Annotated in this window: 14 protein-coding genes; 6 read left to right on the plus strand and 8 right to left on the minus strand. The window is 33.6% G+C overall.

Annotated elements, in window-relative coordinates; translation table 11 throughout:
* Nucleotides 1-12 precede the first annotated feature (12 nt).
* The 3 genes from ACYFX0_RS06280 to ACYFX0_RS06290 form a co-directional block, all read right to left on the minus strand.
* Nucleotides 13-1,506, minus strand: a complete 1,494-nt coding sequence (locus ACYFX0_RS06280) for a YcdB/YcdC domain-containing protein (protein WP_002082134.1) — start codon at nucleotides 1,504-1,506, stop codon at nucleotides 13-15.
* 88 nt (nucleotides 1,507-1,594) lie between these two features.
* Nucleotides 1,595-1,744: a 50S ribosomal protein L33 gene (gene rpmG, locus ACYFX0_RS06285; protein WP_001265617.1), complete on the minus strand. Its 150-nt coding sequence runs from the start codon at nucleotides 1,742-1,744 to the stop codon at nucleotides 1,595-1,597.
* A 146-nt stretch (nucleotides 1,745-1,890) separates the two neighbouring features.
* Nucleotides 1,891-2,517, minus strand: a complete 627-nt coding sequence (locus tag ACYFX0_RS06290) for a nitroreductase family protein (RefSeq protein WP_460270062.1) — start codon at nucleotides 2,515-2,517, stop codon at nucleotides 1,891-1,893.
* 349 nt (nucleotides 2,518-2,866) lie between these two features.
* Here ACYFX0_RS06290 and ACYFX0_RS06295 point away from each other — a divergent pair, with 349 nt between their 5' ends.
* Nucleotides 2,867-3,517, plus strand: a complete 651-nt coding sequence (locus ACYFX0_RS06295; RefSeq protein ID WP_000456230.1) for a GTP pyrophosphokinase — start codon at nucleotides 2,867-2,869, stop codon at nucleotides 3,515-3,517.
* Between the two features lie 77 nt (nucleotides 3,518-3,594).
* On the opposite strand, the gene ACYFX0_RS06300 is transcribed toward ACYFX0_RS06295, so the two are convergent.
* Both ACYFX0_RS06300 and ACYFX0_RS06305 read right to left on the minus strand, forming a co-directional pair.
* Nucleotides 3,595-4,062: a hypothetical protein gene (locus ACYFX0_RS06300; protein ID WP_000732777.1), complete on the minus strand. Its 468-nt coding sequence runs from the start codon at nucleotides 4,060-4,062 to the stop codon at nucleotides 3,595-3,597.
* Between the two features lie 54 nt (nucleotides 4,063-4,116).
* Nucleotides 4,117-5,502, minus strand: a complete 1,386-nt coding sequence (locus ACYFX0_RS06305; protein ID WP_000714908.1) for an alkaline phosphatase — start codon at nucleotides 5,500-5,502, stop codon at nucleotides 4,117-4,119.
* Between the two features lie 261 nt (nucleotides 5,503-5,763).
* On the opposite strand from ACYFX0_RS06305, the gene ACYFX0_RS06310 reads away from it, so the two are divergent.
* Nucleotides 5,764-6,597, plus strand: a complete 834-nt coding sequence (locus tag ACYFX0_RS06310) for a GNAT family N-acetyltransferase (protein ID WP_000706699.1) — start codon at nucleotides 5,764-5,766, stop codon at nucleotides 6,595-6,597.
* A 15-nt stretch (nucleotides 6,598-6,612) separates the two neighbouring features.
* The gene (locus ACYFX0_RS06315; protein WP_000819810.1) at nucleotides 6,613-7,497 is read left to right on the plus strand and encodes an alpha/beta fold hydrolase; all 885 of its coding nucleotides are present in this window, start codon (nucleotides 6,613-6,615) and stop codon (nucleotides 7,495-7,497) included.
* Nucleotides 7,498-7,538: 41 nt separating this feature from the next.
* On the opposite strand, the gene ACYFX0_RS06320 is transcribed toward ACYFX0_RS06315, so the two are convergent.
* From ACYFX0_RS06320 to ACYFX0_RS06330, 3 genes are all read right to left on the minus strand, one after another.
* The gene (locus ACYFX0_RS06320) at nucleotides 7,539-8,039 is read right to left on the minus strand and encodes a DoxX family protein (RefSeq protein ID WP_000236592.1); all 501 of its coding nucleotides are present in this window, start codon (nucleotides 8,037-8,039) and stop codon (nucleotides 7,539-7,541) included.
* A 264-nt stretch (nucleotides 8,040-8,303) separates the two neighbouring features.
* Nucleotides 8,304-8,828 carry a delta-aminolevulinic acid dehydratase gene (locus ACYFX0_RS06325; protein WP_106103401.1) on the minus strand — a complete coding sequence of 175 codons (525 nt, stop codon included), beginning with the start codon at nucleotides 8,826-8,828 and terminating at the stop codon, nucleotides 8,304-8,306.
* Nucleotides 8,829-8,846: 18 nt separating this feature from the next.
* Nucleotides 8,847-9,449 carry a histidine phosphatase family protein gene (locus ACYFX0_RS06330; RefSeq protein ID WP_106082357.1) on the minus strand — a complete coding sequence of 201 codons (603 nt, stop codon included), beginning with the start codon at nucleotides 9,447-9,449 and terminating at the stop codon, nucleotides 8,847-8,849.
* Nucleotides 9,450-9,569: 120 nt separating this feature from the next.
* Between ACYFX0_RS06330 and ACYFX0_RS06335 the strand changes: the two genes are divergently transcribed.
* The 3 genes from ACYFX0_RS06335 to ACYFX0_RS06345 all read left to right on the plus strand — a co-directional run bounded on the left by ACYFX0_RS06335 (nucleotide 9,570) and on the right by ACYFX0_RS06345 (nucleotide 11,370).
* On the plus strand, nucleotides 9,570-9,908 hold the full coding sequence (locus ACYFX0_RS06335; protein ID WP_000871144.1) for a hypothetical protein: 339 nt from the start codon (nucleotides 9,570-9,572) through the stop codon (nucleotides 9,906-9,908).
* A gap of 69 nt (nucleotides 9,909-9,977) precedes the next feature.
* Nucleotides 9,978-10,100, plus strand: coding sequence for a DUF4023 domain-containing protein (locus tag ACYFX0_RS06340; protein ID WP_460270068.1), 123 nt, complete (start codon nucleotides 9,978-9,980; stop codon nucleotides 10,098-10,100).
* A 113-nt stretch (nucleotides 10,101-10,213) separates the two neighbouring features.
* A protein-coding gene (locus ACYFX0_RS06345) for an IS3-like element ISBt2 family transposase (RefSeq protein ID WP_097826534.1) occupies nucleotides 10,214-11,370 on the plus strand; the annotation gives its coding sequence in 2 pieces (ribosomal slippage) (nucleotides 10,214-10,466 and nucleotides 10,466-11,370; 1,158 coding nt in all).
* Nucleotides 11,371-11,408: the final 38 nt, after the last annotated feature.

Genomic DNA, 11,408 nt, shown 5'->3' on the forward strand with positions numbered 1-11,408 from the left:
ACTCTTTTTATTTTACTTACTCCAAATCTTTCTCCCAGTTTGAGCATCAATATAACGAATTTCCCGACTACAATCAAAAGGTTCTTTATGTTTTTCATCTGTCGTTTGTTTGTACAGTAGTTTGTACTGGGTTTCCTCTGCATCATGATCTAAAAACCATTCTAATTTAACTCGGATAGCCTCTCTGTATATTTCTAACGCTTTTTCTTTTGTTACTTTTGGTGTTGTTTCATATGTAAGTAATTCTTTTATAAAGTTGCCAGACTCTCCAGAGTAGTGCATCACAGCTCCATTTTCTGCATTGATGTTGATCATAATATATTTCCGCTCTACGTGAATGTCATTTACATAGATTGAAAAGGAAAACCTCTCTATTCCCTCTTCCTCCTCATAATTATCCCAAAGTTGAACATACTTTGTCGCATCTGGGATAATATGCTCTAAAAATTGAAGTGCCTTGCTTAAACATTGCTCTCTTGATAAGATTGTTTTCCTTTTTTTCTCATCCTTCCACATAAAAAAAGAAAGCAATTGATTTGTTTCTTTATCTAGAGTAATTACAACGAATTCATTATGTTTCAACATTGGAAAATGTTTTTTATAAAACTCATCCATTGAATATGAATCCTTCTCTTCTATTTCTTTTTGTAATTCTTCTTTTAATACAAATTTTATCCGGACTTCATCCTCATCTACTTTTTCATCTATTTTGACAAACTTCCCCTTGTCCCAATCAAATAAATCAAACACATCTTTTTTTTGACTACTCTTTAGCGGTTTATCAACAAGTACTGTAGAAGGTAATTTATAGTGTTCTGGCCCATATAAATCTTTACCTGTACTTGCATCAATAAACGCATGACTAGGCTCTGGTTCATATACAAGATGGTACCCTTTTACTTCTTCCCCGTTTTCATACTCACATGAAGAGTATGTTAAATCTACAAATACAAGTCTCATATCTTGTCTAGCTTTCAAATTTTCTAAAACGATATTCTCCCCAACAATTTCACTTGGCCATAACGTTTTTTTCTCTATGGCTTTTTGTCCATTGTAATGAAAATGCACAACATTACCTGAAGGGTGCACTCGCACAACACACCCAGTATTCGGCAATGGATAGCTATTCACTTCTTGCATATAATTTACTTCTTTCCAACCGCGCCTGTCGTCCTTAACCGTTACATATGTATAGAATTCATATCCTTCTTTTGTATATTTTTTTAAGAATGTATTTGCAACCTCTCTTGCTTTATTCTCCTCTATCGCTCCCTTATCACTCGAAAAAGAATTTCCATCATCTATCCTAAATTCAATTAAATTACCAGTATGTCTATTTAATGTAATTTGTATCTGTTTCTCCTCATCATCTTTATGTCCCCACCATAATAGATGATACGGGTCATCAACCCCTTCTTGATCATCTACAACAAGCCTATATTCATCTGGAATTTCAATAATATGAGCTACGTGCTCTTTTCTTTCTTTATCTTTTTGATTCACCATACCCTCTCCTTCGTTACAATTTAAGGTAATTATAACAAAGAAAACCAAAACTTATTAACAAAAAAAGACTAGAGATATCTCTAGTCTTCTACTTCGTCTCACGATGTAACGTTACTCGCTTTAATCGTGGACAATATTTTTTTAATTCGATACGTTCTGGATTGTTTCGTTTATTTTTTTTAGAAATATAATTACGATCACCGCACTCCGTACAAGCTAATGTAATATTTACACGCATAGGTAATTCTCCTTTCTTTCAAAGATCGCAAACTAAAACGTAATGATTACGATTTATATATTATAAAACTTCATTCTATTTGTCAATTGCAAAAACAAGAAGATTCTATTTAGAATCCCCTTGTTTTTATAGTTAAATAAATTTTATTAAAACGATTCGTATGTAACAAACTCACTAATTGGCTTTCGATATCCTCTTGGACGAACTTTAGTCGTATCACTTTTCCCTATCGTAATCATTAAAACAGGTATTACATGCTCTGGCATATTTAATTCACTTTGTACTGCTTTTTCATCGAAACCAATCATTGGACATGTATCATAGCCATAATATTTAGCTGCGTACATAAAAGTCATCGCACTTAACGAAGCATTTCTAATCGCTTCATCCTCCATGAAACGCTCTCCTTTTCCTTCATATAAACCTTTCGTTTGCCTAATGGTATCTTCATATTCGCATTCATCAATCATTTTTAAAACTTTCATACCGAAGTAAATATTTTCAACATTTTGGTATGCTCTTTTATCACCACAAACGAGCACTACCGCTGATGCACTCGATACTTTATATTGACCGAGCGCTAATTCTTTTAATCTTTCTTTTCGCTCTTGATCACGAATTACAACATAATGTGTGTGCTGCAAATTATAGCAAGATGGAGAAAGCTTAGTTAACTCAAATATTTTTTTAAAATCCTCATCAGGGATTTCTATACCTTGTATAAATTTCATTGCAGAACGTCTAGCAATTGCTAATTCTTCAAAGTTCACCATATATCCTCCTTAATAACTATAAATTTAAATATACATTAATTTATACAAATGGATAAATCAAATGAAAACACTTTAAATCCGAATAATAATTATGATTAACAGCAAAAAAGACAAAAAGCTGAAACAATTAGTTCATACGAAATTCACACGAATCTATTACTATAGAAATTGTACATAGTGAACTTATTAACAATCACGTTTATTTATATAGAATCTTACTCGAAAGGAGTTGAAAGTATGAAAACTAAATATCGCTTTATGATCTCATCATTTGCTGCTTGTGCTTATATGATTTGGTATTTAGTATAATAACAACCTCACTTGTAAATAGGAAAAGGTGTGTATATAAATGGAATATAATCAATCAACAGTTAACTACTGGAAAGCTTTTGTATTACCATATACATTTGCTTTAGAAGAGTTAAAAACTAAATTTGAAATTATGAACCGGGAAGCTCAATTCCTAGAGGATTACAACCCGTTTGAACATATAAAAACAAGACTAAAACAACCTGAAAGTATTATTAAAAAGCTAGAACGCAAAAGCTTATTACCAACAGTTGAAAACGCTCAAACACATTTACAAGATATTATTGGTATTCGTATTACATGTTGCTTCGTAGAAGATATTTATCATTTGAAAGAAGTCATTCAAAAACGCGAAGATATGGAAGTCATTGAAGTAAAAGATTATATCGCTAACCCAAAACGAAACGGATATAAAAGTTTACACATGATTATTAAATATCCTTTATCACTAAATTCTGGTACAAAAGATGTATTTGCAGAAATTCAGTTACGTACACTGGCAATGGACTTTTGGGCAAGTTTAGAACACAAACTTTATTATAAATATGAAGGGAAAATACCGGAGTATTTAAAAGATGAACTACATGATGCAGCAATGAAAGCTGAAGATCTTGATAATAAAATGGCCACAATTCGTCAAGATATTGATGATATTGAGGCATGCTCAAATCAAATTATGCTACCACTATAAAAGAAGGTTCTCGCCAATGAGAACCTTTTTTCTACCAGTTTGGGAAGTACGACCCCCACACTTATGAAAGTTTCACGTTATTTTTTCTCTATTGTTCGAACCTCTTCAATCTTCCATTTATCATCTTCTTTTCCAAGAGCATACTGTACTTTCTTTTGAAGAGTGATACTGTCATCTACTTCCTTTTCTTTCGTTTCAACAATAACATACCCTACTTTACTAGCTTTCATATCTATATGTTCCAATTCAATTTTCTTATTTCCCTTTTGAAATGCGGCTTCTTTTTGTGTTTTTAAGTCTTCAGCACTAGGCATCTTCTTTGAAAATAACTCCATATGTTCTGCAAGATTTTTTTCATTCGTCGTTCGCACAAATGTATTCATAACATCTTGAATAGATCTCTCTTCTTCTTTTGTTATTTGTACCTTTTCCTCAGTTTTTTTAATAATAGATTTTTGTTCTACGTTATTCTCTTCTTGTTGACATCCAACTAGTAATACTACAAATACTAGAAGGAATCTTAATTCCCTAAATAATTTTTTCATATTCCCAACTCCTAAAAAGAAAAGTGAGGCAGTTCGCCTCACTTTCGCTCTTAATTATCGTCTTCCTTTATTCGGATCGCCGCCGCCAACAATATCAAAGACACGTTTCGCTATATTTGTATTCTCTTGAACGCCAGAGAATAAGTATTTACCTGGACCAAATGCATACACGTTTACATCTTCCCCTGTATGCCCGCCTGTTGTCCAGCCTGTAACCGAGCGTTTATTGAAAATATCTTCAATTGCATTATCAATCTTTGTTACATCTTTTGACGGAGCTATATCATTTACAGCTTGAATTTCTTCTGGAGTTAATTGTAAATCAATATATTTTTTTAATGTTTCTTCTACATTTGCACCTTTTGCAATCTCATTTGCCATAAAGTCTGGTGTGCGTTTTGCAGCTTTAATTGGATCTACTTTAAAGTTATACTCGCCATTGGCACCTAAAGATAATCCACCTGTAGCGTGGTCTGCCGTTGCAACAACTAACGTATTTTTATCTTTTTTCGCAAACTCAATCGCTGCTTTGAAAGCTTTTTCGAAGTCTTCCATTTCACTCATTGCACCAACGATATCATTATCATGTCCAGCCCAGTCGATTTGACTTCCTTCCACCATTAAGAAGAAACCATTTTTATTTTTGTTCAAACGCTCAATTGCTGCATTAGTCATTTCTTCTAATGAAGGTGTTTTATCATTACGGTCAATCATTTTATCTAATCCACCTGGTGCAAATAAACCAAGAATTTGATCATTTTTATCATTTAACAATTGATCTCGATCCGTTACATAGCTATAACCAGATTTCTTAAACTCTTCTGTAAGATTACGATCTTTTCTAACAAAGTTCTTTACGCCACCGCCAAGCATAACATCTACTTTATGCTTCCCTTTGATTTTCTCATCAAAATAATCATTTGCAATTGCGTCCATATTTTTACGGCTAATGTCATGCGCACCGAAAGCAGCTGGTGTTGCATGTGTAATTTCAGAAGTTGCAACAAGTCCCGTTGATTTCCCTTTTTCTTTCGCTTGCTCAAGAACCGTTTTCACTTCCGCTTTATCATTATCAACTGCAATTGCAGCATTATATGTTTTAATCCCTGCTGACATAGCTGTTGCTGCTGATGCAGAGTCTGTAATATTTTCATGTTCATCTTCTGGGTATGTTTTTTGTGTTCCTACAAGATGCTTATCAAATTCTGTAGATTCCATTTCAAAAGTTTTTGGATTATCTTTCATATACCGGTGAGCCGTCATATATGAAGGGCCCATACCATCCCCAATTAATACGATAACATTTTTAATCTTTGCATTGCTTCCGTTCTCATCTGCATTAACCTCACTAGAACGAGTAAAATTCCATGTTGCTACCGAAGTAACTGCTAATGATGCCACAACTGCAAATGGCCATGCTTTTTTCACAAACTTTTTCACTGTCTTGTCCCCCTAATTAGGTTATTCATTTCCCACTATCAAATTTAATGGAAGACTATTAAGAGAAAATTAGCTGTATGTAAATTTTTTGTTAACTTATGTAAATATCAGTTATAATTTGTATAACTTTGTCTTTTCGTATCAACTATCCTGCCCTTTACAATTTAAATATAAACAAGTTGGATTTCATTTAACGTAAATCTCTTTTTTTACATTTTGACTCTATGTTTATGAAAATAAATAGAAATGCGGTGAGCCTTTATGAAAATAGTAAAGCTAAATGAATCTTTTATTTTTGAATTACTTAATCTTTGCAAATCTGTTGGATGGTTACACGATGAAATTTTTATGAAAAAACAATTCGAAATGTATCTTTCTATCGGCACACTTGTAGGTTACATTCATGAAAACAAACTCATTGCGACTGGAGGAGTATTTCCCTTTACAAGTAACTTCACTTCCATTGGTATGTTAATCGTTCACCCTAATTTTCAAGGACGCGGAATCGGGCGCATGTTGCTAAATCATTGCTTGGAACAAATTCATCCAAAACAACCCATTGCACTTATTGCGACAAAAGCTGGCGAACCTCTATACACATCATGCGGATTTCAAACAGCAACAACGATTCATCGTTTTGAAAAGCAAACTATTAAGACGTCCCCTTCTCACTTACAACAAGTACAAGAAGAAGACCTTATATCTCTTACTTCTCTCGATCAAATTGCAACTGGTATGAATCGTTCTCTACTTTACTCTTTGCTATTACCAAGGGCCGTACACTCTTTTAAAATTGAAAGAAATAACTGTATAGAAGCTTTTTCATTATGCATACGAAAGGGCAATATATTATGTATCAATCCACTTATCGCCAAGCAAGAAGAAGATTCTATTCAATTATTAAAAAAGATATGTGAATGTTGGAATGGTATAGTACGAATTGATGTTCCACACTCACAATTTACATTTCGTCAATTTCTTCAAACAGAAAATTTCCAAGAAACGCTCCTTTCACCTCTTATGATAAAAAATGGTAGCCAACTTCCTGGAAATCGTAATATGCTATTTGCTATGATAGATACAGCGTTATGTTAGAAAGGAGACACCTAATTGAAGCGATTTAGCTATTTTATGGTAGGTTGTCTTACTCTTACACTATTAGTAGGATGTAGTGCAGCAGAAAAGCCAGTAGAACAAGTAAAACAAGTTAAAAATACAATTACAGCGAAACTAGCTACCGAGGAAAAAATGGTAGAAATAGATGGTCAAACCATTTACTTTAAAAAGATTGGTAATGAAAAACCACCTTTACTTATGATTCATGGCTTTGGAGGGTCATCAGATGGTTTTCAAAAGATTTACTCCGATTTAGCAAAAGATCATACAATTATTTCTGTAGATGCTTTAGGATTCGGGCGCTCATCTAAGCCAATGGATTTTTATTATTCTTTTCCAACTCATGCAAATTTGTATTATAAATTAATGAAAAAACTAGGGTATGATTCATTCGCAATACTGGGGCATTCCATGGGGGGAGAAATTTCTCTAAATTTAACATATTTATATCCTGAAGCAGTTACTCACCTTATTTTAACTGATGCTACAGGTGGCCCTCATACATTCGTTAATAAACAAGGCTCACCAAAACCACAATTGTCGACTGATTTAAATGCCGTTTCTTCTATTACAGATTATGATGAAAGCAAAGTGAAATTCAAACGTAATGATGAAGAGCATTATAATAAAATGAAATTATGGCCTAGACGTCTTAAAATTAATGCAAATGAAATAAAACAGCCAACTTTAATTATATGGGGCAGAAATGATAGTAGCGTTTCCTGGAAAGAAGGAGAAACGTATCATCAATTCTTAAAAAATAGCACTTTACATATTATTGAAAAAGGTTATCATGCACCATTTCGCCAAGAACCACAAGAATTTGTCGGGTATGTAAAAGATTTCTTTAAGAACAATCCGATTAAAGTTGAAAAATAACATAAACGGGTATCTCAAAATGAGATACCCGTTTTCATATATTAAGCAGCTTGCTTTTGGCGTTTTGGAGTTTTTGATCCTAATACTTTCGGGATAACGAAGCCATCCATTCCAAATTTCCCAGCGTTCATACCGGAAACAAGAACAAACATAGATAAGATAACCATCTCAGGGTTCACACCAATTGACCCACTAAACATATAGGAAAAGTTCATTACAAGACCAAAAAAGACCGCTGTTTTTGTTAAACAGCCTACAATTAAACCAATTCCGACTAAAATTTCTCCCCATGTTACAAGTGTATTAAACAAATCTACATTTGGAATTGCAAATTCTTGTAAGAATGATGCCCACCAAGATTGAACAGCCGGTTGTGCACCTTTAGATTTTTCAATTGCCCCTTGCAAATAACCTGTTGCATCGAATCCTTTTCCTTGTAGTTTACCGATTCCAGCCATTAACCATGTGTAACCAAGATATACTCGAATTACTGCTAATGCAAAAGAAACTGCTTTGTTTTCTCTTAAAAATTGAATAACCATATCTTCCTCCTAAAGTTGTAATTAAGTTAGTTACAGATAATATAATAACATTAGTTACTTATTTTTCAAACGTTAATTATGAATAATCTGTGACATGCGTATGAAACATTAAAAACTAACGTTTATATAGTAACTTTTATTACCTGTAAAAACTTGAACATATCATACCACAAGTGATAACCATTTTCATTGAAAAAAATGTAAAAAAAATGTGAGTTAAATGTGAAACACGTTTATTCGAATATAGAATAAACGTGTTTCACACTAATTATAGAATCGAAATTTATGTGTCTCCTCATCAATTAAACTCGCTTCTTCTAACGTTTTCCCATGGTTAATAACCCCATAAAATAAGCGTATAGTAAACATAAGTGCTGCATTTCCATCTACATAATCAATCGATCCAATATATGATTTCGCACCACTATGTAAAAAAGATTTTGCTAGATTTTGCTCCCCTAACGTGCACCCGCTATTTACAATATGTGTATTATGCAATTTTGCATATTTATAAATTTCTTCTGTACCAAAATACCCTCTTGGTTCATCTTGTTCATATACTTCTTCGCCTAACTCTTCCATGAAAAACTTCCCTTCTTCACCATGAAAGCAAAAAATAATATAATTAATATCGTTAAATAAGTTCTTTCCAGAAAGAACTTCCACAAAATCTTTCGGTCTACCAATCCAATATGTCACAACCCTTGCACCAAAATATTCAAGAGATGCTCGGATTGATTGCGCCTCTAAATCCGAATTAAAACCAATTACTAATGCAATATTCAACATACAACCCCCATTCTATAATCAGCCCTTATCAATCAGACTTTTATGGGATAAAGCCATTTCATATATACCTGTTTCTTTCAAAAAATCTGATCTAGTTAAAACGACTTTCTGTAAATATTGTCTATATGCTGTAATTGTTCCATCATGAGATACAATGCAAATTCTTTCAGCACCCAGTCCATAAGACCAAAGAAGAAATTCATCTACTATTTGCTGAAAACTATTCTCTGAAATAGTGTTTATACCTTCCTTCCATAACTGATTATTTGAGCTTTTCTCTATCGAAAAATGTGGAAATAACTTTTTTATCATATCCTGATCTACTATGCGATCGCATGGTAATGTTTTCGCGCCTTCTCGATAAGGAAAAATACACGGAGATACATATGGATGAACGATTTTTTGACAACTACATTTCGCACTCCATATTGTCGCTGTTTGCAAAGTTCGAAGTGTAGGGCTAACAATTAATATATCCGTTTCTTGTAATGATACATCACGTTGAAGTAATTTAGCTTGAGCCCTTCCTACTCTCGTCAATGGTGGATCCAACACTTGCAAACTTTCCGGTAAATCCGTTGTATGTTCACCTTCACCATGCCGAACAAAAACAAGTTTCATATTCAGCCTCCTCTTACTATAAAATCCTCACACATATTTCTTCCCTATTGCATTCTTTATTCCTGCTGTATGAAAACCAATATGTAAAACACTTTTTACACTGAAAGGAGAATTACATATATGAAATGGATAATTGTCTTTATTGGAATGATTGTATGGGGATATATAAACGGCTTCTTTAGTAGTGATAAAACTGCTAATCCTTGGATTGCAGATGATGAACGTGAAACAAAAATTAAACAAAAAGCAATTACGGCAAGCTGGTCCGGTGTTTTTATGTTTTGTACCATTAGCCTCTTAAATAAATGGTTAGGTTTAAGCACAAACGATAAATCACCGTACTTACCAGACCCTATCGCAGCTTTTTTAAAAGAAAATGTAGAGATACAAGTTTTACTCATGCTATTTGTTATGTATGGAATATTTTACTTACATTATCGAAGAAAATTAAGTGCCTAATTTCTAACTCATGATTATCCTCCTAAATGGTTATAGTAATCATGACAAAATGAAAGGAGAGATATAAACATGAGTAACTCGAATGAATTTTTAGATACACTACATGAAAAACAAGCAAAAGATGAACAAAATAGAAAGCGACAAGGGAACGGAAACCCAGAGAAAAAAAAGCCAAATAAAACACATAAATAACAATAAAAAACTGCCTAAAATGATTTTGAAGTGAACCCGAATAGTGGTACATGAAAAAAACACCTCCTGAATTCGCATACTAAGTATGCAAATTCATTGGAGGTGTTTTTCGTTTGAAGACAAGAGTTCATTACCCAGAAGAAGTAAAGTGGAAAGTGATTGAAATGAAAAAGGATGGATATTCCAATTGGACAATTATGGAGAAGCTTGGAATTAAAAATGTTTCCCAAATTAAGACGTGGATGAAGTGGTATCGTACCGATCAAACGTACCGTTTTCAACAACCTGTAGGAAAACAATATTCTTATGGAAAAGGACCAAAAGAGCTCAGTGAATTAGAACAGCTACGTTTAGAAAATAAACATCTAAAAACAAAATTACTTGTATGGGGAAAGTATCTGGAAATCGAAAGGGGCTGAAACCAGAAACTGTAGTTACTTTATGGAGAAATGTACAAACAAAAATAACGGTAAAAGACTTGTGTAACGTATTAGAATTACCCCGTTCTACATTTTATCGTTGGTTACAACGAACGGAAGATCTGAAAGATGATATAGAAGAAAAAGTAAAGGACGTCTGTCTTAGGCATAAATTCCGGTATGGATATCGAAGAGTGACCGCTACTCTTCGAAAAATGGGACTGTGTGTCAATCATAAAAAAGTATTACGAATCATGAGACAAAATCATATTCTTTCAAAAGTGCGTCGAAAGAAAAAGAAATATATCAATGGTGCGGAACCAATGGTAGCCCCTCATCGATTGGAGCGCCAATTCGATGCATCCAAACCAAATGAAAAGTGGTTTACGGATGTGACGTATCTCTTATTTGGAGAGCGTACCTTGTATTTATCAACGATCATGGATGCCTTTAATCGTGAAATTATTAGTTGTGTCATCAGCGAATCACAAACACTGACATTAGCGATGAAAACATTGAAACAAGCAATGAGAGGGCGAAAAGTAAAAGATGTCCTTCTTCACTCGGATCAAGGAAGTATTTATACAGCAAAAGAATTTCAAGCGTATGCCAAAGAAAACGGCATGATCACCAGCATGTCCCGGAGAGGAAATTGCCATGATAATGCCGTCATGGAAAGCTTCTTTGGTCATTTAAAAAGTGAAGCTTTCTATTCACAAAAGATAACAAAAGTATCCAACACAACTGTGCGAAAGATTGTGCTAGAATACATTCATTACTACAATTGTGTGCGAATTCAAGAAAAATTAAACCACCTATCCCCTAAAGAATTTAGGGAACAAGTGGTTTAGGTGTTTTGATTGGTGTCCCGTTTTCGGGGTTCACTTCA

This window comes from Bacillus sp. NEAU-Y102, from assembly GCF_054788175.1.

Excerpts from the sequence above, each read along its gene's own strand:
- ACYFX0_RS06340 (WP_460270068.1), top strand. The coding sequence starts at position 9,978 with ATGAGTAACTCGAATGAATTTTTAGATACACTACATGAAAAACAAGCA.
- ACYFX0_RS06330 (WP_106082357.1), bottom strand. The coding sequence starts at position 9,449 with ATGAAACTTGTTTTTGTTCGGCATGGTGAAGGTGAACATACAACGGAT.
- ACYFX0_RS06310 (WP_000706699.1), top strand. The coding sequence starts at position 5,764 with ATGAAAATAGTAAAGCTAAATGAATCTTTTATTTTTGAATTACTTAAT.
- ACYFX0_RS06300 (WP_000732777.1), bottom strand. The coding sequence starts at position 4,062 with ATGAAAAAATTATTTAGGGAATTAAGATTCCTTCTAGTATTTGTAGTA.
- rpmG (WP_001265617.1), bottom strand. The coding sequence starts at position 1,744 with ATGCGTGTAAATATTACATTAGCTTGTACGGAGTGCGGTGATCGTAAT.
- ACYFX0_RS06320 (WP_000236592.1), bottom strand. The coding sequence starts at position 8,039 with ATGGTTATTCAATTTTTAAGAGAAAACAAAGCAGTTTCTTTTGCATTA.
- ACYFX0_RS06290 (WP_460270062.1), bottom strand. The coding sequence starts at position 2,517 with ATGGTGAACTTTGAAGAATTAGCAATTGCTAGACGTTCTGCAATGAAA.
- ACYFX0_RS06295 (WP_000456230.1), top strand. The coding sequence starts at position 2,867 with ATGGAATATAATCAATCAACAGTTAACTACTGGAAAGCTTTTGTATTA.
- ACYFX0_RS06335 (WP_000871144.1), top strand. The coding sequence starts at position 9,570 with ATGAAATGGATAATTGTCTTTATTGGAATGATTGTATGGGGATATATA.
- ACYFX0_RS06280 (WP_002082134.1), bottom strand. The coding sequence starts at position 1,506 with ATGGTGAATCAAAAAGATAAAGAAAGAAAAGAGCACGTAGCTCATATT.
- ACYFX0_RS06325 (WP_106103401.1), bottom strand. The coding sequence starts at position 8,828 with ATGTTGAATATTGCATTAGTAATTGGTTTTAATTCGGATTTAGAGGCG.